This window comes from Agriterribacter sp. (genome assembly GCF_035497235.1).
Lineage (GTDB): Bacteria > Bacteroidota > Bacteroidia > Chitinophagales > Chitinophagaceae > Agriterribacter.
In genome coordinates this window covers 16,127-38,758 of record NZ_DATJEB010000011.1, presented here as the reverse complement: position 1 = coordinate 38,758, position 22,632 = coordinate 16,127, and the positions used below count along the sequence as shown (strand labels likewise).

At 43.4% G+C, this 22,632-nt stretch carries 18 protein-coding genes; 7 read left to right on the top strand and 11 right to left on the bottom strand.

The window, feature by feature from the left end; translation table 11 throughout:
• Positions 1 to 38 precede the first annotated feature (38 nt).
• From VL121_RS02735 to VL121_RS02725, 3 genes are all read left to right on the top strand, one after another.
• Positions 39 to 767 carry an esterase family protein gene (locus tag VL121_RS02735; protein ID WP_325401904.1) on the top strand — a complete coding sequence of 243 codons (729 nt, stop codon included), beginning with the start codon at positions 39 to 41 and terminating at the stop codon, positions 765 to 767.
• A 199-nt stretch (positions 768 to 966) separates the two neighbouring features.
• Entirely contained in the window at positions 967 to 3,819 is a 2,853-nt protein-coding gene (polA, locus tag VL121_RS02730; protein ID WP_325401902.1) for a DNA polymerase I, read from the top strand.
• A gap of 34 nt (positions 3,820 to 3,853) precedes the next feature.
• Positions 3,854 to 4,654, top strand: coding sequence for a TraB/GumN family protein (locus VL121_RS02725; protein ID WP_325401900.1), 801 nt, complete (start codon positions 3,854 to 3,856; stop codon positions 4,652 to 4,654).
• Positions 4,655 to 4,766: 112 nt separating this feature from the next.
• On the opposite strand, the gene VL121_RS02720 is transcribed toward VL121_RS02725, so the two are convergent.
• Positions 4,767 to 6,782, bottom strand: coding sequence for an alpha-ketoacid dehydrogenase subunit alpha/beta (locus tag VL121_RS02720; RefSeq protein ID WP_414635397.1), 2,016 nt, complete (start codon positions 6,780 to 6,782; stop codon positions 4,767 to 4,769).
• 134 nt (positions 6,783 to 6,916) lie between these two features.
• Positions 6,917 to 7,255: a phage holin family protein gene (locus VL121_RS02715; RefSeq protein WP_325401896.1), complete on the bottom strand. Its 339-nt coding sequence runs from the start codon at positions 7,253 to 7,255 to the stop codon at positions 6,917 to 6,919.
• Between the two features lie 470 nt (positions 7,256 to 7,725).
• Between VL121_RS02715 and ggpS the strand changes: the two genes are divergently transcribed.
• Positions 7,726 to 9,984, top strand: coding sequence for a glucosylglycerol-phosphate synthase (gene ggpS / locus VL121_RS02710; protein ID WP_325401894.1), 2,259 nt, complete (start codon positions 7,726 to 7,728; stop codon positions 9,982 to 9,984).
• Between the two features lie 8 nt (positions 9,985 to 9,992).
• On the opposite strand, the gene paaI is transcribed toward ggpS, so the two are convergent.
• The 3 genes from paaI to VL121_RS02695 all read right to left on the bottom strand — a co-directional run bounded on the left by paaI (position 9,993) and on the right by VL121_RS02695 (position 13,348).
• A complete protein-coding gene (paaI, locus tag VL121_RS02705; protein ID WP_325401892.1) occupies positions 9,993 to 10,418 on the bottom strand; it encodes a hydroxyphenylacetyl-CoA thioesterase PaaI in 426 nt (141 codons plus the stop codon).
• Between the two features lie 52 nt (positions 10,419 to 10,470).
• Positions 10,471 to 12,273, bottom strand: coding sequence for an AMP-dependent synthetase/ligase (locus VL121_RS02700; protein ID WP_325401890.1), 1,803 nt, complete (start codon positions 12,271 to 12,273; stop codon positions 10,471 to 10,473).
• A 61-nt stretch (positions 12,274 to 12,334) separates the two neighbouring features.
• On the bottom strand, positions 12,335 to 13,348 hold the full coding sequence (locus tag VL121_RS02695; RefSeq protein WP_325401887.1) for a tetratricopeptide repeat protein: 1,014 nt from the start codon (positions 13,346 to 13,348) through the stop codon (positions 12,335 to 12,337).
• A 133-nt stretch (positions 13,349 to 13,481) separates the two neighbouring features.
• On the opposite strand from VL121_RS02695, the gene VL121_RS02690 reads away from it, so the two are divergent.
• A complete protein-coding gene (locus VL121_RS02690; protein WP_325401885.1) occupies positions 13,482 to 14,846 on the top strand; it encodes a sulfatase family protein in 1,365 nt (454 codons plus the stop codon).
• A gap of 693 nt (positions 14,847 to 15,539) precedes the next feature.
• Here VL121_RS02690 and VL121_RS02685 read toward each other — a convergent pair.
• From VL121_RS02685 to VL121_RS02665, 5 genes are all read right to left on the bottom strand, one after another.
• Positions 15,540 to 16,766, bottom strand: coding sequence for a DUF1015 domain-containing protein (locus VL121_RS02685; protein WP_325401883.1), 1,227 nt, complete (start codon positions 16,764 to 16,766; stop codon positions 15,540 to 15,542).
• Between the two features lie 26 nt (positions 16,767 to 16,792).
• Positions 16,793 to 17,860, bottom strand: coding sequence for a 3-phosphoserine/phosphohydroxythreonine transaminase (gene serC / locus VL121_RS02680; RefSeq protein WP_325401881.1), 1,068 nt, complete (start codon positions 17,858 to 17,860; stop codon positions 16,793 to 16,795).
• Between the two features lie 72 nt (positions 17,861 to 17,932).
• On the bottom strand, positions 17,933 to 18,907 hold the full coding sequence (locus VL121_RS02675) for a zinc dependent phospholipase C family protein (protein WP_325401878.1): 975 nt from the start codon (positions 18,905 to 18,907) through the stop codon (positions 17,933 to 17,935).
• A 364-nt stretch (positions 18,908 to 19,271) separates the two neighbouring features.
• A complete protein-coding gene (locus VL121_RS02670) occupies positions 19,272 to 19,622 on the bottom strand; it encodes a hypothetical protein (RefSeq protein ID WP_325401876.1) in 351 nt (116 codons plus the stop codon).
• A gap of 93 nt (positions 19,623 to 19,715) precedes the next feature.
• Positions 19,716 to 20,312 (bottom strand): carbon-nitrogen hydrolase family protein, encoded by a 597-nt coding sequence (locus VL121_RS02665; RefSeq protein WP_325401874.1) that lies wholly within the window; start codon positions 20,310 to 20,312, stop codon positions 19,716 to 19,718.
• A gap of 330 nt (positions 20,313 to 20,642) precedes the next feature.
• Between VL121_RS02665 and VL121_RS02660 the strand changes: the two genes are divergently transcribed.
• Positions 20,643 to 20,948 carry a hypothetical protein gene (locus VL121_RS02660; RefSeq protein WP_325401872.1) on the top strand — a complete coding sequence of 102 codons (306 nt, stop codon included), beginning with the start codon at positions 20,643 to 20,645 and terminating at the stop codon, positions 20,946 to 20,948.
• 180 nt (positions 20,949 to 21,128) lie between these two features.
• Positions 21,129 to 21,659, top strand: coding sequence for an RNase H family protein (locus VL121_RS02655; protein ID WP_325401870.1), 531 nt, complete (start codon positions 21,129 to 21,131; stop codon positions 21,657 to 21,659).
• Between the two features lie 63 nt (positions 21,660 to 21,722).
• On the opposite strand, the gene VL121_RS02650 is transcribed toward VL121_RS02655, so the two are convergent.
• Positions 21,723 to 22,541: a hypothetical protein gene (locus VL121_RS02650; RefSeq protein ID WP_325401868.1), complete on the bottom strand. Its 819-nt coding sequence runs from the start codon at positions 22,539 to 22,541 to the stop codon at positions 21,723 to 21,725.
• Between the last annotated feature and the right edge of the window lie 91 nt (positions 22,542 to 22,632).

Below are 22,632 nucleotides of genomic sequence, written 5' to 3'. Positions count from 1 at the left end.
AAAAGAATTAAGTTGCTTTCTAACACAATAATAATCGTATGAAGAGAGAACGCACTTCATGGTACAGCCACGCGCTTGGAAAAGAAATGCCTGTTGTTACATACGGTCATTATGGATTTGCTTTATTGCTGGTTCCCACTGCGGCAGCCGATTACTTGGAATATGAGCGTTTTCAGTTGATTGATGCTATCGCCCCTTTTATAAATGAAGGGAAAATAAAAGTATTTTCCATTAACAGTATCAATAATGAGAGCTGGCTGAACAGGTATATGAAAGGAGCGCATAAAGGAATACGGCACAACCAGTTTAACGAGTATGTTTTTAACGAAGTCATTCCGTTTATCAAGAACCACACTTCATGGGAAACGCCGGTAGTAATAAGCGGCGCATCATTCGGCGCCCTGCATTCCATGAACCTTTTTTTGAAGCGTCCTGATCTTATTAACGGAACCATCGCCATGAGCGGCGTGTATGATTTGACGGAATATACCAACGGGTATTATGACGAACAGGTATATTATAATTCCCCTATACATTATATACCCAATCTTACAGACGACTGGTATCTCAGCCGCATAAGGGAAGGTAAAATTATTATAGCTACGGGCAGCGGCGCCTATGAAGACCCGCAGGCCAACCGGCGGTTTTCGGGTGTGCTGCACGATAAGGGCATACCGCATGAACTGGATATATGGGGCGAAGATATTACGCACGACTGGCCCACCTGGCGCAGGATGCTGCCTCATTTTTTGGGAACAAGGTTTTAGCTATGAGCTTTCAGCTATCAGATGCAGGGTACTAACGATAAGCTGAATCCTCCTGCTTTGCACTGCTTATAGCTGATTGATCGCTGATCGCTAACAGCCGCAAACGATAAGCTCACATTAAAACGGATATTCCTGCAACCTGAAACATGTAACCTGCATAAATCTCAAATCTCAAATCCAAAACAATTACCTTAGCGGCATGAGCAAAAAATTATTTCTCTTAGATGCCATGGCGCTGGTTTTCCGCGCTTATTATGCATTGATCCGTAATCCGCGTATTACGTCAAAAGGGCGTAATACCAATGCCCAGTTCGGGTTTACCAATACGCTGGTGGAGCTCATCAATAATCAAAAACCATCTCACATGGCCGTGTGCTTTGATACGCATGCTCCTACGGAACGGCACGCGGATTTTGCAGATTATAAGGCCAACCGCCAGGAAGCACCGGAAGATCTGTTAAGCGCTTTGCCCGACATTAAACGCATTATACAGGGGTTCAATATCCCTGTAATTGAACTTGACGGGTATGAAGCGGATGATATTATAGGCACATTAAGCATACAGGCGGCCAATGCGGGATACGAAGTATTTATGGTAACGCCCGATAAAGATTACGGGCAGTTGGTTAGCGATAAAATAAAAATTTATAAGCCCGGCTACCAGGGAGGTGATGTGGAAATAATGGGACCGGAAGAAGTATGTGCAAAATGGAATATAAAAACGGTTGACCAGGTAATAGATGTATTAGGGTTAATGGGCGATGCGGTAGATAACATTCCCGGTATTGCGGGTGTGGGTGAAAAAACAGCGGCTAAATTATTGGCTGAATATGAGACCCTGGAAAATATTCTTGAAAATGCCGCTAACATAAAAGGGGCGCTGGGGGAAAAGGTAAGGAACGGGAAAGAGGCGGCTATTCTGAGTAAAAAATTAGCTACCATTATAACGGATGTGCCGGTTATTTTTCATGAAGCCGACTTTAAACTAAAAGACTGGAACCGGGAACTGCTAATGGAAGTGTTTACCGGCCTTGAGTTTCGCAGCATAGCGCAAAGAATACTGGGAGAAACATTGCCTGTTGCCGTGAGGAACGGCGCAGAAAAAGCTACTGCCGGGGTTGTACAAACCGATTTATTCGGAGATACACCTGTGCAAAAAGTAGCAGTAAACTCAGTTCCTGAAAAAAGCCAAACAGATCAGGAAACGCCACCGGCGGTTGTTTTGCCCCAGGGGAAAACTATTCATAACACACCGCACACTTATGCAGCCATTACACAGGAACAGGAACTGAAAGCCTTTGTACAAAAATTGTTATTGCAGCAGGAAATATGTTTTGATACGGAAACAACGGGGTTAGATGCAAATGATACGGAGCTGGTGGGGTTAAGCTTTTCGTGGATACCCGGTGAAGCCTGGTATATTCCGTGTTCGCCTGAAAGGGAAAAAACACTGGCAGTGCTTAACCATTTGCGGCCTTTGTTTTCCAAAAAGGATATTACCTGGGTAGGACAGAACATTAAGTTTGATATGCTGGTTTTAAAATGGTATGGGATAGAAATAGAGGGTGAGCTGTTTGATACCATGCTGGCGCATTATGTAATTGAGCCCGATGGAAAGCGGAGCATGGATTTGCTGAGCGCCCAGTACCTGGGTTATGAACCAGTGCCTATTGAAGAGCTGATTGGTAAAAAAGGTAAGCAGCAGGGCAATATGCGGGATGTAGAACTGGAAAAGATAACAGAATATGCCGCTGAAGACGCGGATATTACCCTGCAGTTGAAACGGGTACTGGAGCCTGAATTGAAAGTGAAAGCGGTGGAGAAAGTTTTTTATGAAGTAGAAAACCCGTTGGTAAAAGTGCTTGCCGCTATGGAGTTTGAAGGCGTGAGGATTGATACGGGTTTTTTAAATCAATATGCTGCCGAACTGGAAAAAGAAGCAAAGCAGGCGGAAGAAAATGTATACCGGCAGGCCGGCGTACGGTTTAACCTGGCTTCTCCCAAACAATTGGGCGAAGTGCTTTTTGAAAAGCTGGAGTTAGATCCTAAAGCCAAAAAAACAAAAACAGGACAATACGCTACGGGTGAAGATGTGCTGCTGAAACTGTCGCAAAGCAGTAAGATTGTAGAAGATATTTTGGCTTACCGCGAGCTGACCAAGCTGAAATCTACCTACGTAGATGCTTTACCGCAATTAGTAAACCGCAAAACGGGCAGGGTGCATACCACTTATGCGCAGGCAGTAGCCGTTACCGGCAGGCTGGCAAGCAATAATCCCAATTTGCAGAATATACCCGTAAGAACGGCAAGGGGCAGGGAAATCCGCAAGGCCTTTATACCGCGGGATGAACAGCATATATTACTTTCGGCCGATTACTCACAGATTGAACTGCGCATTGTGGCTGCCATTAGCGGCGACCCTGCCATGTGCGATGCGTTCCGTCATGGTAAAGATATTCATGCAGCTACAGCGGCAAAAGTATACAGTGTTGAAGAATCAGCGGTAACCAAAGAGCAACGCTATAAAGCCAAGAGTGTAAACTTCGGGATCATTTACGGGCAGGGCGCATTTGGACTGGCCGATAACCTGGGTATCAGCCGTACAGAAGCAAAGGAGATCATTGACAATTACAAAAGGGAATTTGCGGGCATCACCAGGTACATGGACGATACCATCAATTTTGCACGCGAGCACGGTTACGTGCAAACGCTGATGGGGCGTAAACGCTGGCTGCGCGATATTAATTCGGCTAACTTTACGGTGCGGGGCTTTGCCGAACGAAACGCCATTAATTCACCTATACAGGGAAGTGCGGCGGATATGATTAAACTTGCTATGCAAAAAGTGTATGCCGCAATCAAAAAAGAAAAAATGCGGAGCCGGATGATCCTGCAGGTGCATGATGAATTGATTTTTGACGCGCTGAAGGAAGAAGCCGGTGAATTAAAAACCATGATCATTAACTGTATGCAAACCGCTATGATCTTGCCCAACGATGTGCCTGTTGTAGCGGAAATAGGAGAAGGAGAGAATTGGCTGGAAGCGCATTAAAGGAATTGCGTTTAGTTTACCTTTGGCATGTGTTATGAAAGAAACGCGGTATAAAAACTCCCTGCTCTATAAGATTTCAGAAGATGGTTTACGCAAACCTTCTTATTTGTTTGGAACGATGCACATGATATGTGCCAGAGATTTTGAAATACCAGACAAGGTACGGCGGACGCTCAGTAAATGCAATACTTTCTATATGGAAGTAGATCTGGGTAGTGCAGATGAAGTAAATATGATGCAGCAACAGGAATTAGCTGCGCAGGATATTGCAGCCGGACTCTCACCCGGTGAAAAAATCATCCTGAACAATCTGCTGATTAAGCAGCTTGACCTCACATTAGAAGATGCACAGCATTTGCCAGCCGTGGAGTTGATTAATCAGATGGCAGCTAAGGCAGTAAGTTGTGATGATATTAAAATTGCCGAATTGGAATTGCTGAAAATAGCGATGGAAAAAGGATTACGATCAGCAGGACTTGAAACAGCTCTTGAGCAACTGGAAATTGCAAAACAGGTATTCAATGGGAGGGAAATACTTTTGCAACTGCAATTGTCAGAAAACGATAACGATCTTTTTGAAAAAATGGTTAATGCTTACCACCAGGAAAATCTCAAGGAACTGGCTGCCTTAATAACACACAAACGATTTATGAGTGCGGGTGCATACAATATTCTGGTAATCCGGAGGAATCAAAGATGGGCGGAGATGATTCCGGAATTAATACGGGAAAGGAGTGCTTTTATAGCCGTAGGCGCCGGGCACCTTCCGGGCGGGCAGGGATTATTGCAATTATTAACTGAGCAGGGGTTTTCGGTAAATCCGGTGTATAAGTAACCTTCTCTTAAAACTTTGTGTTCTGCGGTTAAAAACTAAACCGGCGGGCAGGCAAAAGAATACAGTGCAAAGTGCAAAACTATTGCCAAAGAGGGTGACCAATTTTTCAGACTTAATAATTCATCAGTTGCTGAACAGTATGGTGCAGGCGGGATTTGGCAAGAAAGTTTTTTTCAAGTTCAGCATTAAAAGGTATGGGTGTATCTAAAGAAGCGCAACGCATAACAGGGGCATCCAGCATGGAAAAGCAATTTTCCTGTATCCAGGCGCTGATCTCTGCCCCTATGCCACCCATTAACGTATCTTCATGTAAGATAAGTATCCTGCCGGTGCGTGAAACGGAATCGCGGATAGCATCGTAATCCAAAGGCAGCAGGGTGCGCAGATCAAGAATATCGAATGATGTGTTTGTATGCCGGGCGGCATATTCCAGTGCCCAGTGTACCCCTGCCCCGTAAGTTATGATGGAAATATCACCGCCTTCTTCAACCCACCGCGCTTTACCTATTGGTATTTCATAATTTTCTTCCGGTACAGGCCCGGTGATGCTGCGGTATAGCGCTTTATGTTCAAAAAACATCACGGGGTTAAGGTCATTCACAGCCGCTATCAATAGTCCTTTAGCATCCATAGCGCTGGAAGGATACACTACTTTTAAACCCGGTGTATGCACAAACCAGGCTTCATTGCTTTGCGAATGAAAGGGCCCCGCGCCTACACCCGCGCCTGTGGGCATGCGAATTACTACATCGGCATTTTGCCCCCAGCGGTAATGTATCTTGGCAAGATTATTTACGATCTGGTTAAACCCCGCCGTTACAAAATCGGCGAACTGCATTTCTACTATGCTTTTATATCCTTCAATGCTCAATCCTAATGCGGCGCCGATAACTGCGCTTTCACATAATGGCGTGTTACGCACCCTGTTTTTACCAAATTTATTCAGTAAGCCTTCTGTTACTTTAAAAGCGCCTCCGTATTCCGCAATGTCCTGCCCCATCAGTACCAGGTTATCATGGGTGATCATACTTTGATATATGCCCTCGGAAATGGCATCTACGAACCGCTTTTCCCGTACGTTAAAGCGGGCATTTGTAAGCGCTGCATCGTTATCTATAATAGCTGTGGTAAAACCCCCGAATGCTATTCGTTCTGCATACACATCATTCACTTCTTCCTGTGTTGACGGAACGATAGCCGTATGGGCAAATCCTTTTTCGGCTTCTGTATCAATGTACGTTTTGAATTCCGTTTTGATGCTTTCAATAACAGCAGTAGTTAAAATATCTTCCTGCAGCAACCATTGTTCAAAATTGTGTACAGGGTCTTTAGGTTCCCATGCCGCAAATAATGCTTCCGGTATATACTTCGTACCGCTTGCTTCTTCATGACCACGCATACGAAAGGTCATGCATTCTACTAAGTAGGGTTTCTGCCGTTCAATGCAATATTCTCTTACCCCTTTTATTGTATCGTACACGGTAAGGATATTGTTACCGTCAATCTGAACCCCCTCCATGCCATAGCCTTTCGCTTTATCAACAATGCTTTCGCACCTGAACTGTTCCTGCACCGGTGTGCTTAGTGCGTATCCATTGTTTTCCACTAAAAAAATAAGAGGGAGGTCCCATACGGCTGCAATGTTCAATGCTTCATGAAAATCGCCTTCGCTGGTGGCGCCTTCGCCACAAAAGGCAAGTACTGCTTTCTTTTCTTTTCTTAATTGATATGCCAGCGCCACACCATCTGCCACAGCCATCTGCGGACCAAGATGGGAGATCATTCCGCAGATATGATGTTCCCTGCTCCCAAAATGAAAACTCCTTTCCCTGCCTTTGCTGTAGCCGTTTTTTGCACCCTGCCACTGCATAATAAGTTTGCTCAGCGGCATATTGCGGGTAGTAAATACACCCAGGTTGCGATGCAAAGGCATGATCCATTCATCATTTTCCATTGCCAGCGTAGCGCCCACGGCAATGGCTTCCTGGCCTATACCGCTAAACCACTTGCTGATTTTACCCTGTCGTAATAGCAACAGCATTTTTTCCTCTATCATGCGGGGAAGCAATAATGACCTGTAGAACTGTTCTAACCGGGTTGCCGTAAAGTTATTTTGAGCAAAACGCATATATAAACCTATTGGTTTTTTGAAATATGCCGGTTTATCAAAATGTTGTTTCTGCTTTTTAATGGCTTTACGTTTAAGGATAAACGTAATTTGCATAAGCATTATGATATTACCGGCGTATGTAATTTATTGTTTTACTCATTTTTACTGCTGAGCAGCAATGAAGAAACAACAGAAAGCAGCAGGCCAAACAGTAATGCCCACCAGAACCCGTCAATCGTAATGCCATCCACTACTTTGGCCGCGAGAAGTACCATAAGGGCATTGATAACGAATAAAAAAAGTCCCAGTGTTATTATGGTTAGTGGAATAGTAAGAATAACAAGCAGCGGCCGGATAATAAGGTTAACAATGGCCAGTGCCAGCGCAAAAACCAATGCCGTCCAGTAAGAGTCAATGTGAATACCTTTCAGCAGGTAGGCCAGCCCATAGGCTACCGCCGCGGTTACTAATAGCCGGATAATAAAGTTCATGGTGCTAATTTTAGCAAAATGTACGAAAAATAAGGGAGGATAGCCCTTTTCAGTTTGGAAGTTTATGATTTGTGGCAGGATCCGGCGTAAAGCGCCGGGGAGATATCAACGCACCGGGCCTCCGGGTTTCATTATAGTTACAAACCGTAAGCGGTTGCTGATAATCAGCATTGAATATTTGTTAATATAACATATGTGCTTGCGCATTGCAAAAAAGCAGGTTTATCCATGATTGCCGGGATAATTTTTTACCTTCGCGTTGCAAATCTGTTCCAAACCATATTTAAAGTACCACACTTCAGCGTGTTGGCGTTTTGGAAATTAAATTTAGTCTTCGTCTTCTATTCAGGCGGAAATAATTAGAAACAATTGTAAACGCATCATTTCACTTGCTGTAAAAAAGCAGGTGGTTGTTCTTTACATCCTTTTTAACCGTTCTTCCGCAGTATGAAGAACAATAAATTCATTTTATGGTATTAGCAACTGATCTTGACGGAACATTTCTGGGTGGCCGGCAGGCAGACCGTTTAAAGTTATACCGTTTAATACGGGAACAGGAAAATATACGATTAATGTTCGTTACAGGGCGTGGTATCGAAAGTGTGATGCCTTTACTGGATAACCCTGTTATTCCCGATCCGGACTATATTATTTGTGATGTTGGTGCCACTATTTTAAACGGGCAAACCCTGGAACCTGTTCAACCTATACAATCAGAAATTGAAAGCCAGTGGCCGGGTACATTGGTTATACAAAGAAGCATGCGAAAAGTAAAAGGACTTCGCTTACAACCGGTATCGCAACAACGTCGCTGCTCATTTTTTTATGATGACCGTACAGACATTGATACCGTAAAAAAAATTGCTGATGAAATGGGACTGGATGTATTGCTGTCTGCCGGGAAATTTCTTGATATTCTTCCAAAAAACATCAATAAAGGATCCACGCTGAAACGGCTGGTTAAGCTCATGGATTTTTCTTCGAAAGATATATTAGTAGCAGGTGATACGCTTAATGACCGCTCCTTGTATGATACACAGTATAAAGGCGTGGTTGTGGGTGCGGCAGAGCAGGCATTAATGGATTATACCAATGGGATGCCGAATGTGTTGCAGGCAAAATCGCAGGGAGCAGGCGGCATACTGGAATCCATGAAGCATTTTCCCGAATTCAGCGGCTATGTAAATAACAAGACAAACAATATTCCCGAAGATGCGCAGGGCGATACACAATTGCTGGTAATGTATCACCGGCTTCCTTACGAAATGAAAGAAGTAAACGGAACAGAAAAGAAAGTGTCGCCCAAAAGTCCTAATGGAATTATCCCATCGTTGCTGGGCTTCTTCAGCAATGGGCGGGCGGGCGCCTGGATTGCATGGGAAGAAGTGCGGAACAAAAATATGACGCGTGCCGACAGGTATATTGATGAAAATAAATATCCTAATCTTATTGCTTCCAGTATTCCGCTTACCAAAAAAGAAATTGAAGTTTTTTATAAATTATTTTCCAAAGAAGCATTTTGGCCCGTAATATTTTCATTCGCCGATAAAGTGAGGTTCAATCATGAGCAATGGGAGCAGTATGTAAATGTAAACCGTTTATTTGCTGAAAGGGCAGCCGCGGAAGCCGATAAAAATGCTACCGTATGGATACATGAATACAACCTGTGGATGGTTCCGGGGATACTACGGCAATTACGGCCGGATGTGAAAATTGGTTTTTTCCATCATACGGCGTTTCCGCCGGCCGATATTTTTAATATTATTCCATGGCGGAGAGAAATTATTGGCAGTATGCTGCAATGTGATTATATAGGGTTTCATATTCCCCGGTATGTTGAAAATTTCGTAGACGTAGTAAAGAGCCATATCCCCGTTACAGTGCGTTCTGAACAATCCTGTGCCGACAGGTTTTTGACCTACAGTTGCGCATTGGGTGTAGATAAAATGACAAGAGAGATAGATGCCGGTGGCAGAATAATACGATTGGGCGCACATCCTGTTGGTATTAATATGAAAAATATCCGTCACATTTTTGAACAGCCGGCCACGCAGGAAAAAATAGAGGAAATGCAAAAACAAAGGGAGGGCAAACAAATTATTTTATCGGTAGAACGGCTCGATTATGTAAAAGGTCCGCTCGAAAAAATAAACGCCTTTCAAACTTTCCTGGAACGAAATCCGCACCTTCACGGCAAAGTAGAACTGATCAATATTTGTACACCGCCCGCTTCGGGTATGAAAGTGTATGATAAAATATTAGCCGAACTGGAGCAGGCTATTGGTAAGATCAATGGTAAGTACGCGCAGTTAGACTGGGTGCCTATCCATTTCTTTTTCAGATCGGTTCCTTTTGAAGAGGTGGTTACTTATTATGCCATTGCCGATGTGGCATGGATAACGCCGTTGCGGGATGGATTGAACCTGGTAGCCAAAGAATATATTGGGGTGCAGGGGCTTAAGCCTTGCGCCGATGGGGTTTTGGTGATATCTGAATTTGCAGGCGCTTCTGTTGAATTGTCTTATGCCATCCGTACCAATCCTTATGATATTAAAGACCTGGTACAGGGGCTGGAACAGGCGCTGACACTGGATCAAAACGAAAGGAAGCTACGGATGGAACGTTTGTTTGAACAGGTAACCCATTACGATATTGATAACTGGGGAAAGGCTTTTATGCATGAACTGGAAAACATACGGCGGGAAGACAGTGCGATGCCTTTGCAGTAACGCTTTGATCAGATCAATGGCTTGGCCGTTCTGAAGCAGGTGCCTTTAAACAGGGCTACCTGCTCATTGCGCTGGTTGGTGATGGTAACAAGGTATAGCCCGGTGCTTTTGCCGTTGTGTAACTCTTTGGCTTCTGCGGTTAATACATCCCACAATTTGGAAGATTTGGTAAAGGTGATCGAAGTATCCCATGCTACAGAAAGATTGTTACGGCTGTTGCATGCAAACGCGAAGGCGCTGTCGGCCAACGAAAAAGGAATGCCGCCGTGCACTATTCCCAGTCCATTCAGCATTTCATCGCGTATTTCCATTTGTATTTTGCTATACCCCTCTCTTACTTCAAGCACTTTTATGCCCAGCCACCTGCTGAAGCTGTCCCTGTTCATTATTGCTTCTACTACTGCAACAGCAGTTTTATCATTTGAATTATTCATCACTTTTATTTCAAATTATGCTGCAGAAAGATTTCCGGGAGCAAACTGTAGCTTATATTACCGTTCCATTATCGTATATCCTTTCTATAGCATCTTTATATTTTTCCATGATTACTTTACGTTTCAGGCTGAGCTTGGGCGTAACTTCTCCCGATTCCACACTCCATTCGCGCGGCAGCAACTCAAACCGTTTTACCTGCTCCACGTGGTTGAAATGCTGATTTAACCCTTCCACAATGTCTGTGTAATGCGCTATTACTACCGGGTCCTTAATGACGTTCTCATTCGATTTGAAAGGAATATTGTTTTTTGTACACCAGTCTTTTAAACTGGCAAAGGAAGGAACGATGAGCGCACCTACAAATTTTTGCCCGGCGCCCACTACAATTACCTGTTCAATAAACCGTGATTCTTTCAACTTGTTTTCAATAGCGGAAGGCGCTACGTATTTACCACCGCTGGTTTTGAACAATTCTTTTTTGCGGTCGGTGATGCGTAAAAACTTATCATCCTCAAACACGCCAATATCGCCGGTATGCAGCCAGCCATCAATAATAGTTTCCGCGGTAAGATCGGGGCGTTTATAATAGCCCGCCATCATGGACGGCCCTTTTACACAAATTTCACCGTCATCCATCAGCTTTACTTCCACTCCTTTTATAGGTGGACCAACAGTACCAAACTTCATTCCTCCCGGCTCACGCCGGTTAACAGAAATAACAGGTGAGTTTTCGGTGGGCCCATAGCCTTCATACAAAGGTATTTGAGCCGCGTTAAATATGCGGATCAGCCGCTCCTGGCAGGCCGCGCCACCGGTAATAATGTATTTAATATTTCCACCCAGCGCTTCGCGCCATTTGCTGAAAATTAATTTATTGGCAATGGATAATTTGAGGTTATATAAAAAGCCGCCATCAATAAGGTTATCATATTTTTTCCCAATTTCCACGGCCCAGAAAAAAAGCTGCCGTTTAATACCTTTTAACTCTGCTCCTTTACCCATAATGCGTTCATATACTTTTTCGAGAAGGCGGGGAACAGTGGTAAATACATCGGGCTTAACTTCCTGCAAATTGGCGCCAATGGTTTCAAGACTTTCGGCGTAATAAATGCCTATGCCGCTGAACAGGTAGATATAGCTTACCATTTTTTCAAAAATATGATTCAGGGGCAAAAAGCTCAGCGCCTTGTATTGCGGCTGGTCATCGAAAGGAAAACATACTTTGGATAGAAATACGTTTTGAACAATATTATTATGGCTCAGCATTACCCCTTTTGGTGTGCCGGTTGTGCCGGAGGTATAAATAATGGTAGCCAGGTCGTCTTTCTGAATTTTGCTTTTAATGGTTTCTATTTCGGCTAGCCCGGCATCGGTTGACTTGTTCAATACTTCCGACCAGTGTTTGGCGCCGTCAATAGGGTTGAAGGTGAAAATTTCTTTTACCGTAGGTATTTTAGCGCGAATGCCCTGTAGTTTTTGCAGCAGTTCTTCACTGCTTACAAATACATATTTTACAGCGGCATCGTTAAAGATGAATTCAATTTCGAGGGGATTGGTGGTTGGATAAACAGGAACCAGTATAGCGCCGCATTGCTGTACAGCCATATCAGTGATCAGCCATTCGGGGCGGTTGTTTGAAATGATCGCAATCTTATCCCGGCTTTCGGTGGTCATATCGTTACCGGAAACGCCCAGGGTCAGCAGTCCGGCTGCTAATTTCAACGAAGTTTGTTTTACTTCCGCAGTGCTGTAAGGTCGCCATTGCCCGTTTTCCTTTGCCGCAAGCATATCCTGCTTGGGAAATCTTTCCAACTGGTAATCTAAACAATCAAAGAGTCGCAGGGGTTGAATCATAACAATCGTTGTTTGTGCTTTGGTTCAAATTAGGCAAAAAATAATAAAGAAAAAAGAAAGCTTATTTATTTTGATAATATTCACCCTTTGGTAATTTAAAAACTCTTCCACGCTGAAAATGGTTAAAGGTATTATACGCTTCGGGATTGTTATTTATCCATGTTTGATACTGCTCCGCATTAACGGCCGAGCCAAATATCCACTGGTTGTACGCTTCATACATATTGGCTTCCAGCAGTTGCTTATGATAACTGAATAAACGGAAAGGGAATTTGGCGGCATGGGTTTCAAGCCAGTTTTTAATAAAACCAGTTCTTATAGCAATGAGCCCGGCAGGATCAATACCGGCTGCGGCTAACCGCGACTGACTATTCATTGAAGTAAGAAAGGCTTTCTCAAATTCATTTTTCCTTTTACTGTCATAGTTTTTTAAAAGATTGGGGTCGGCGAATAATTTTTTATACCCATCATACAGGATATTTTTTATTTCCGCTGTTCTGATGGTATAGCTTTCGAGGTTAATGAATATCTCTCCGTAAATCAGGCTCCATACTTTATCGGTAGTAAAATAATAATAGCGCGTGGCGTTATAGTAGTTGCCGGGATAATTGGGATCAGTTGCGATGCCTTTTTCCCACTGGGTGATGGCGGCATAATCTTTCTTCTGCCAGAGCAGTTCGCCGTATTCACTGTATAATACACCACTGTTAGGGAATTTTTTCAGTCCCTTAGTATATATTTTACTGCCTTCTTTTAGCGCTTCAATAGCGCGGTATACCGTGCCTGCGATCTGGAAACTTTGTACATCCGCCCCATCACTTTCTACCACAGGTTTTACGGTTTCCAGCGCTTTGGCAAAATCTCTTTGTAAAAAGTAAGTATAGGCAATATCGTTGAGCAGGCTGATATCGTTGGGTTTTTGCTGCAGGGCGCGGTTAAATACCATGATGGCGTTTCCCCAATCTCCTTTACGCATATAATCGCGGCCCGTTTGCTGCAGGGTATCGGCATTTTGCTGTGCAAAAACAATTACGGCAAAGAGGCTGTATACCAGTAAAAGGGTAAGTTTTTTCATGACGGTAAAGATACTGCCTGCAATAATAAAAATATTGTGAACATTTGAAAACAAGGAGCAGTGGTTTTGGAGTGAAGCAATACCTGATTATAGTATCTTTAAAACTTTATATACTGAATAACACAGTGAACAAATGCGACTGAAATCTGCCTCCGTTTTACTGGCCATGCTTGTTTTTTTCAGCGATATATTACCTGGGCAAAATAAGCCCAATATCATTTTTGTGCTGGCAGATGATATGGGCTATGCCGACCTCTCCTGTTATGGCAATCCTGTAGTCAACACCCCTTTTCTTGATAAAATGAGCAGGGACGGCATACGGGCTACCAATTATGTCGTATCCAGTCCATCGTGTACACCTTCAAGAGCTTCGTTACTAACCGGCCGCTATGCCTCCCGCATGAATCTGCCCTACCCGATAGGCCCGGGTTCTACATTAGGTTTGCCCGACCAGGAAATAACGATTGCGGAACTGTTGAAAAACATTGGATATAATACGGCTATGATTGGCAAATGGCACCTCGGTGATCATGCACCCTACCATCACCCCACAGCACAGGGTTTTGATTCGTACTATGGATTGTTGTATAGTCATGATTACAGGTATCCGTATGTAAAAACAGATACCACTTTAAAAATCTTCCGCAACCGTACTCCTGAAGTAATGAAGCCTGCGGACTCTTCTCTTACCAGTCTTTATACCAAAGAAGCCATCCGGTATATACGGCAGCAAAAAAAAGAAAAGCCGTTCTTTCTATATCTTTCTCATAACATGCCGCATTTGCCGGTAGCTTTTGCCTCATCCAAAAATAATAAAGGAAGATCTGAAGCAGGACCGCTTGGAGACGTAATTGAAGAGCTCGATGCCAGTCTTGCGCTGGTATGGGATGCTGTAAAAAAACAAGGATTAGCAGATAATACCATTTTCTTTTTTTCCAGTGATAACGTACCGTGGATAGATTTCCCTAACCGGATGGCAGACGACAATGCCACCAAGCCCTGGCATGCAGGTACTGCGGGTGTTTTTCGCGGAAAAAAAGGGGAATCGTATGAGGGCGGAGTGCGTGAACCTTTTATTGTATACTGGAAAGGCCACACGAAACCGGGAAGCACAATTACAGATATGATAAGCAACTTAGATGTATTGCCAACCATTGCCGCATGGGCACATGCCCCGCTTCCGGAAGGAAGAACACTTGATGGACAGTCGGTATCTGATGTATTGCTGGGAAAAGCAGGACCTCACCCCGGTCATAAGGAAATTTATTATGTAAATAATGGGGTATGTGAAGCAGTGCGCAAAGACGGATGGAAATACCGGCGGATAGAAGCCGCACCGGCCAATGGTATTTCCGGTAAAGCAAGAAAAGCTAAGGAGGAGTTGTTTAATCTTTCTTATGACCCGGGAGAACGAACCGATGTATTAACTGAATTCCCGGAGAAAGCTACTAAGCTAAAAGCGTTGTTTGAAAAGTTCCCGGGAAAGACGGAGAATTAGTTTATTGATTTACGGCCAAACCATAGTTCGTAATGCTTTTATACGAGCCATATGTTCGACCCCTTCAGGGTCGTAATACTTTTTATTGTGTAGTTATAAACGTTTAGACCCTTTCAGGATCAATACAGGTCCGTATATGTAAAGCGTTTGGTATACCCAACGCAGGAGGGTCGGACCACTGTTTGATAGCTCTTTCTTCCTATCCTGAAAGGATATAAGGTTTATAAGAAGAACAGAAAAGTTTTTAGCGACTCCAAAGGAGTCGAATTCAATGACGGGGAAGAATAGGAGTTGGATAGATAAAATTAAATCCGAAGCCGGGAATCCTAAATTCGAAAGGAAGCACCAAGAAGCCAAATCACAAAAAACAAATAAAATTCAAACCTGGCCGCCGTGGCTGATATTAAATTCCAAGGAAGAAACTCGAAGTCTGAAGGAGGTTCAACGATAAACAATAAATCATAAACGACAAACTCAACTACAATTACTGCGCCGTGGTCACGCTGTGCTTCAAACCTGCCTTATGAAGACCCCACTTGGACGGCAAAATCCAGATACTTCTTTTCCTGCCGGTAGGCAAGCTTCGTCAGGACGACAAGCTAAAGAGCATAACTCGCCGGTAGTACAAAAGCTGAACATCTGCCCACAACCGCTCCTTTCCCTGAAACCTGTAACCTGTAACCTGCAACGTACTCAGTCAATCAAATGCGTCAGCAATCCATCTCTCAGCTTCGGTTCAAACCAGGTGCTTTTGGGGGGCATTACATTTCCGCTGTCGGCAATATCAAACAGTTGCTGAATGCTTACGGGGTATAAGCTGAATGCTACCTGCATCTCTCCACTGTTTACTCTTTTTTCCAGTTCAGCCAATCCTCTTATACCACCTACAAAGTCAATGCGTTTATCGGTACGCTGGTCTTTAATATCCAGTACAGGGTCTAAAAGATTGTTCTGTAAAATAGTTACATCCAATACGCCGATGGGGTCTGCGGTATACGTGCCGGGCTTTGCGGTTAATTTGTACCAGCGTTTATCAATATACATTCCAAAATCATGGAGTTGCTGTGGGGCAAAGGCCGAACCGCTGGTTTCAACAGCAAAACTTTCGGCTACGCGTTGCAGAAAGGTCTCTTTACTTAACCCGTTCAGGTCTTTTACCACCCGGTTATAATCTAATATCCGTAATTGGGATGCCGGAAACAAAGTGGTTAAAAAATAATTGGCGCCTTCTGAATCGCCTGCGGCAGTAAGTCTTACTTTAGCCGCGCTTGCCGCCCGGTGGTGGCCATCGGCAATGTAGGTGCTTTCCACCTTTTCAGCGAAAGCTTGTGTAGTGGCGGCAATGGTCTTGTCATCGTTGATTACCCAAATGGTATGACTAATGCCATCTTCGGCCACAAAATCATATACCGGCTTTTTATCCGTCTGCCATTTTTCGATCAGCGCATCCAGCTCAGCTACATTTTTATACGCTAAAAACACATTACCGGTTTGGGCGCCGGTAGTGGATATATGATTGATGCGGTCCTGCTCTTTTTCCGGACGTGTAAACTCATGCTTTTTGATGATGTTGTTTTCATAATCATCAACAGAAGAGGCGCAAACCAGCCCGGTCTGGCTTATATCATTCATTACCAACTGGTATATATAATAACAGGATTTGTTTTCACGGAACAGCACTTCACGCTGAATAAAAGCATGAAGGTTATCCTTTGCCTTTTCATACACTGCTTTGTCGTGTACGTCCGTATCTTCCGGCAGGTCAATCTCTGCCTTGGTGATATGAAGAAAAGAATTGGGATTGCCCCTTGCTGCTTCCTTTGCTTCTTTGCTGTTCAGCACGTCATAAGGCTGCGATGCTACCTGTTTGGCATATTGTGCCTGCGGGCGCAACGCGGTAAACGGAACGATAGTTGCCATGATAGTGTGTTAGAATATGTTTTTGATCAGGCGTATTTTAACGCGAAATGTTGCATTACTTCTACCAGTGTCTGTACACTGCTCAGCGGCAGGGCATTGTATAAAGAAACCCTGAACCCGCCAACGCTCCGATGGCCCTTCACACCAACCATCCCTTCTTTTTTACAAAGCTCAAGAAAGGTTTTTTCCAGTTCGGGATTTTCCATTACAAATACCACATTCATTTTGCTGCGGTCTGCTTTATCAACGGTGGGTTTAAAAACGGGAATGCTGTCTAATGTATCGTAAAGCAATGCCGCTTTTTTATTATTTATTTTTTCAATAGCGGCCACGCCGCCCTGTTCCTTTAACCAGCGCAGGGTAAGCATACAAACATATATAGCAAATACCGGCGGGGTATTGAGCATGGAACCGTTTTCAATGTGTTTGCGGTAATCCATCATGGAAGGCAGTTGCCTTTTTACCCTGCCCAAAATATTTTTATTCACTACTACCATATTTACCCCTGCCGCGCCTATATTTTTTTGAGCCCCGGCGTAAATCAGGTCAAACTGGTTAAAATCCATAACACAGCTTAAAATATCGCTGCTCATATCGGCAACTAAGGGTACATTGGTTTGGGGCACAAAATGCATTTGTGTTCCCTCAATGGTATTATTGGTAGTGTAATGAAAATAAGCTGAATCAGCAGGTATGGCAAAATCCCTGGGTATATAGGTATAGCCCTTGTCTTTAGATGAAGCTACTACGTTTACATTGCCAAAAAGTTTGGCCTCTTTTATAGGCTTGGTTCCCCAAACGCCACAATCAAGATACGCGGCCGTTTCGTTATCGTTCAGCAGGTTCATGGGCACCTGGAAGAACTGGGTGGTAGCACCGCCATGTAAAAATAAAACTTCGTGATCGCTGTCTAACTGCATTAATTCCTTTACCAGTGCGATGGCTTCATCCAGCACTGCCTGGAAAAGCGGGGTACGATGTCCTATTTCAAGGATAGAAAGCCCGGTATTGTTAAAATCAATAATAGCCTGGCTGGCCTGTTCAAATACCTGCCGGGGCAAAATGCTGGGGCCGGCATTAAAGTTATGTATCATTGCGTACAATTGAAAAATTGATAAACCCAATTCATATTGGACTTTGCATTCGTTGAGGGCGCCAAATATACGTCAATTCCCGCAAGTTCTGTCCTTCGGACTGGTCGTTTTCCATATGCGGTCTAATGCTTCAAAATCCTTTTTGTCTGTTTCCGATATGCTGGTATTTGCCGGCGGCTGTAATTCCGGCTGTCCTGCGTTGATCCATGCGGTATACCAAAATGAGGCCACAGCAAAGATAGACTGGCGCATCCGGCGTTCCACCATGCCCTGCAGGCGCTGATTATAAGCAATGGTAAAGGCAGAAGCATACTGGCGGATAATAACGCCATTTCTTTCTTCAAAGGCATATTTAAGATCGGGTGCAAACTGCTGCGTGAGTATTTTTTCAACAGATAAAACGGTATCTGCCGCGGCGGCGCTTTCCAGTACCCTTTGCCACATGAATTGCTGCGGACTGGAAAGATATTGCGCCTTGCCGGTAAAATAATCGAATTCAGTTTTTGCCAGCAGTTCCGGTATGCGGCTTTCCCAGAAGCCGTGAATGCCCTGCTGCCCGGTTTGCTGGCCATTATAATTGCTGTGGGCATGTAAGGGCACATGGGCGTCTGCTATATAATGCCCTATTTCCGCGGATAGTTTAAGAATGGCGGAATAGTTTTTTTCGCTGAAGGCTTTGGTGAGCCGTTGCTGCATGATATGGATCCACCAGGGAACAATGCCATGCGCCATCAAACTATCTTCTCCGTATTTTTCCACGGCACTGTACCATGCGCGGGGCAGGTCATTAAACGGGTAAGCGCCATAACGGTTCAGGTCAATATAATGGCGGGCCCCTTCTGCGGTAACCATATACCTTCTTTTGTCCGGGTCTACGGCATGTTCCGTTATAAAATCAATATGGGGTTTGTAAAATACCATCATGGCAGGAGGAAGCAGGAATACGGCGTGATGGTTGATTTCCTTATGCGCATAAAAGCCCCAGCAAAATGCCTGCTGACAAAAGACAGCAGCAGCGCAGGTGAGCAACAATAATTTTTGGTGCATGGTGGTTAGCGGTTAGGTGGTGAAAGATGAAAAAACTGTGTATGTAAATGTACAATTAATATGTGAATGAAATTATACTGCCGCCTTCATTATGCTAGGAAGGTGTGTTATGCGCAGACGAAATTACATTCTGAAATACAGCCTTACATTTGGCATAATCAATCAAATTACATTGATTGTGCTATAATAAACCATTTTCCATTAATTAGGTTATTTGTCTCATTTACTGCCATCCATTAATGAATCATATACATTCCGGGGCAAATTTTCACCAGCTATAATGAATGAGAAAACGTATTTTATCAGGCTTGCAGAAAAGGACTGGGCTGCCAAAACAAGACTGCTACTTACTTAATGCTCCACTTTATGCTTTCTCTCCTGCTTTTTTATACGCTGCAGAAAGTTCCTTCAAAGTTGCATGCATTGATTTAAGGTTAAATTCTCTCAGCACATCAGCAATCTTTAACCCGTCATCAACACTTTCCATAATGGTCCATTCCTCCTCGCTGAAAGTAGTAAGCCTTAGCCTTGGGCCATACTTTTTTTGAATATCCGGGAACAGGCTCACTGCCGGCCATCTAGGAATAAAAGCTTTTTCAGGATTTACAGGTGCGCAGATCCAGTTTCGCTGCCATCGGCCGGTTTGAGCAATCGTTTCACCGGTGATGTCGCATATCTTACTGGTATCTTTTTGTGTGCTTGTAACGATATACACCTCGTGGCGCCAGGCCCTGCTGCTTATTTCCTGTCCTCCTGCATAAGCGGAAGGCCAGAAAATGATTTGTGCTCCTTTGTCTTTTAAAGCATTTCAGCCTTCTTCATATTTAACGTTGAAGCAGATCTGTACCCCGATTTTGCCAAAATCGGTTTCAAAAACAGGCGGGTTAGCTTTCCCCGGTGTTATACCCATTTTCAGTTCGCTTTCGGCCGGCCGCATTTTATGGTATTCCCCCGCTACTTTTCCCTGCCGGCTGATCAGAACTGCCGAAATGTATATGTTTCCATCGTGAAGGGAATAGGTAGGGCAAATTACATAACAGTTATGCGTACGCACAAAATTCAAAAACGGAGTAACAACGGCGCCGGGAACTTTTTCGGCTACGTCTTTAAGCTGGTAATGATGATTGGCTATATTGGCATAAGCAAAAATTTCCGGCAGGCAGATAATGTCTGGCTTATACGGAAACATATTTTCCATAACGTCTAAAACTTTTTGAATCATATCCGGTGGATTGGAGGCAGAGATGTCCATGATTGAAACGGTGCCAATATTTACATGTCGCGGAACATTGTCCCCAGATTTTATACCTTCAGCCTGTGAAAAATAACCGGGAAGTCCGAAGGCGCCTGCGCCAAGGGATGCATTCCCTAAAAATTTCCGGCGTGATATATTTGATGGCTTCATTATGGTTTGATTACAGGGTGATAAATGGGGAAGGGTTGGTATTATAAATGTAAAGCTAACTTTTCAGTTTAGCAGAGGTGTCGCATGAATTTCCGGCAACAGGTGCTCAATAGTTTATATACATGGCGTTAAATGTTGCACATTTAGAAAATGAAATTATAGATCAATACCTCTATGATGAAAACACAACAAGGCCCTGGATCAATTAGGTATCACTTAAAACACGCTAAAGTGAATTTCATTGTTTACTGGTTGAAAGAAGATGCAGAACAAGAATCAAAAATTATTTTACCTGAATTATATTTTGAACGCTAATGTAAAACCGTGACAATGGTATACATAATCCTTTCAGTCATTGCGATTCTTCTAATCGTAAACATCATTCTCACTCTTAAAGCAGGTAAGAAAGAAGCCGGCAATGGATTGACTGAAATCAAAACTTCCACTGGAGCACTTGCTTCTCCAAACGACATATATAATAAAATAGTGGAGCAGGAATTATTTGCTTTTAACTCAAAAAATCCTGTGAGTATAGTAAACTCAGAATTGAGAAAATCATGTCATGGTATTGATTTAAAAAAATCAAGAAGCCAAAAAATATTTCGACAGGTATCGCAGGGAATATATAGTATATAGATAAGAAATGCTCTTATCTACATTTGTCACAAGTATAAAATTTGTTTTCAGCTCCTGGTGGTATTCTAATTATCCCGGGTTCGTGCTATTCACCTGGAATAATAAAAAAGTGGGCTGTAAAAATACAAACCCGAACATTATGCGTGTACTCTATTTACCCCAAAGTTGCGATAAGCCGTAATGCTTAATAAATTAAAACCTTCTGCGAACACCTATCTTTACCCCATGCCGCAAACATCAGCCGAAATATATACCGATGGAAGTTGTCATACGCAACAAAGGATTGGTACCTGGGTTGCCATTGTATTTTTGGGAACAGCAAAGGAAGTATTGTCTGGCACAGTACAGCATACTACACATAACCGGATGGAATTAATAGCTGTTATTAAAGGCATTCAATACGTGTTGGCACATTACGATTCCGGCACCCTTATCTGCGTATATACAGACAGCCAATATGTAACAAGCTTGCCGGCACGCAAAGAAAAAATAGTACTCCAAAACTTCACCACTCAAAAGGGAAATGCCTTGCAAAATGCTGTCCTTGTAAAAATTTTCTTTGAACTCCTTTCAGCACGATCCATTGCGTTTATAAAAATCAGGGCGCATCAACAACAGGATGATACCATCAACTACAACAGGGAAGCGGATATACTATGCAGGAAATTACTGAGAAGGGCTGTAGGAAGAAGGCTGCCCGGCTATTCTTAGCAGCCGAGTTTATGCTACAATAAACAACAATGCAGCATAACAGTGCAGGTATACAACAACCTTTTACTCATATTTAAACACTCCTGTAATAGAAACACGATAATCCGGCATTCCCGGGCTCGTTATCGTTGAAGTTATGGTATGGATTTGCTTATTAGTAATCTCACAAATATTTTCCTCTATCTTATCTGTGTATGGATCGTCATTACCGATTTTTACCATGCGGATGATCTTTTGCGGATATTTTTTCATGCTGCTCAATAGCGGCAGGTTAAAGATGGGGTAATTTTCAAAAAGTCCCGTTTCAATAAAAACGAGCGGGTTGAAATGAACGGAATCTGTATAACGCTCAATAGTATGCGTAATTACTGAATTAGTAGCAACTGTTTTTACTTCCTGCAGTTCTCCGGCCGTATTGTAAATATAAGTGCTAACGGTTTGCACCTTCGCCCCGGCTTCATTGGTGGTAATGTATTTGAGCGAAGACAATCTGCCGTTATCGCCATAGCCATATTCCATTTTGCAGCTATTGGCCGGCACGATCTGTTTCGGGGAATTAATATAATGTGAAACCACGGATCCGTTATAATAATAAGTGTTTTTGTACAAAGACCTGTCATCATACATCTCCTTTATTTGTTTTTTCTCCCAGGTAAAAATCGTTGCACTCGTGGAATTGCGGAACCGGTATATAATTTGTTTAAGCGTACTGTCCTTGTTATAGTCCATAACCGCATGGGCGCCATTGTCCCAGGTAATGGATTGCAGCAAGGCGCCGTGTACCGGCGTTTCCGGTTGTTCCGGAAGGGGAGCAGTATCCTTGCTACAGCCCCCGGTAAAAAGCATGCCGGCTATTATTACAATCAAATCCCTCTTTCGCATATACAATATTTTCAGGCAATTGGTACACTTCGAAGTACCGGGCCTATTGTAAAATGTATGAACTGGTTAAACCGCAGTATAAAAAGTAATG

Excerpts from the sequence above, each read along its gene's own strand:
- VL121_RS02665 (WP_325401874.1), bottom strand. The coding sequence starts at position 20,312 with ATGAAGCCATCAAATATATCACGCCGGAAATTTTTAGGGAATGCATCC.
- VL121_RS02660 (WP_325401872.1), top strand. The coding sequence starts at position 20,643 with ATGGTATACATAATCCTTTCAGTCATTGCGATTCTTCTAATCGTAAAC.
- paaI (WP_325401892.1), bottom strand. The coding sequence starts at position 10,418 with ATGAATAATTCAAATGATAAAACTGCTGTTGCAGTAGTAGAAGCAATA.
- VL121_RS02735 (WP_325401904.1), top strand. The coding sequence starts at position 39 with ATGAAGAGAGAACGCACTTCATGGTACAGCCACGCGCTTGGAAAAGAA.
- polA (WP_325401902.1), top strand. The coding sequence starts at position 967 with ATGAGCAAAAAATTATTTCTCTTAGATGCCATGGCGCTGGTTTTCCGC.
- VL121_RS02675 (WP_325401878.1), bottom strand. The coding sequence starts at position 18,907 with ATGCACCAAAAATTATTGTTGCTCACCTGCGCTGCTGCTGTCTTTTGT.
- VL121_RS02720 (WP_414635397.1), bottom strand. The coding sequence starts at position 6,782 with ATGCGTTTTGCTCAAAATAACTTTACGGCAACCCGGTTAGAACAGTTC.
- serC (WP_325401881.1), bottom strand. The coding sequence starts at position 17,860 with ATGATACATAACTTTAATGCCGGCCCCAGCATTTTGCCCCGGCAGGTA.
- VL121_RS02715 (WP_325401896.1), bottom strand. The coding sequence starts at position 7,255 with ATGAACTTTATTATCCGGCTATTAGTAACCGCGGCGGTAGCCTATGGG.
- VL121_RS02725 (WP_325401900.1), top strand. The coding sequence starts at position 3,854 with ATGAAAGAAACGCGGTATAAAAACTCCCTGCTCTATAAGATTTCAGAA.
- ggpS (WP_325401894.1), top strand. The coding sequence starts at position 7,726 with ATGGTATTAGCAACTGATCTTGACGGAACATTTCTGGGTGGCCGGCAG.
- VL121_RS02655 (WP_325401870.1), top strand. The coding sequence starts at position 21,129 with ATGCTTAATAAATTAAAACCTTCTGCGAACACCTATCTTTACCCCATG.
- VL121_RS02685 (WP_325401883.1), bottom strand. The coding sequence starts at position 16,766 with ATGGCAACTATCGTTCCGTTTACCGCGTTGCGCCCGCAGGCACAATAT.
- VL121_RS02650 (WP_325401868.1), bottom strand. The coding sequence starts at position 22,541 with ATGCGAAAGAGGGATTTGATTGTAATAATAGCCGGCATGCTTTTTACC.
- VL121_RS02690 (WP_325401885.1), top strand. The coding sequence starts at position 13,482 with ATGCGACTGAAATCTGCCTCCGTTTTACTGGCCATGCTTGTTTTTTTC.
- VL121_RS02695 (WP_325401887.1), bottom strand. The coding sequence starts at position 13,348 with ATGAAAAAACTTACCCTTTTACTGGTATACAGCCTCTTTGCCGTAATT.
- VL121_RS02700 (WP_325401890.1), bottom strand. The coding sequence starts at position 12,273 with ATGATTCAACCCCTGCGACTCTTTGATTGTTTAGATTACCAGTTGGAA.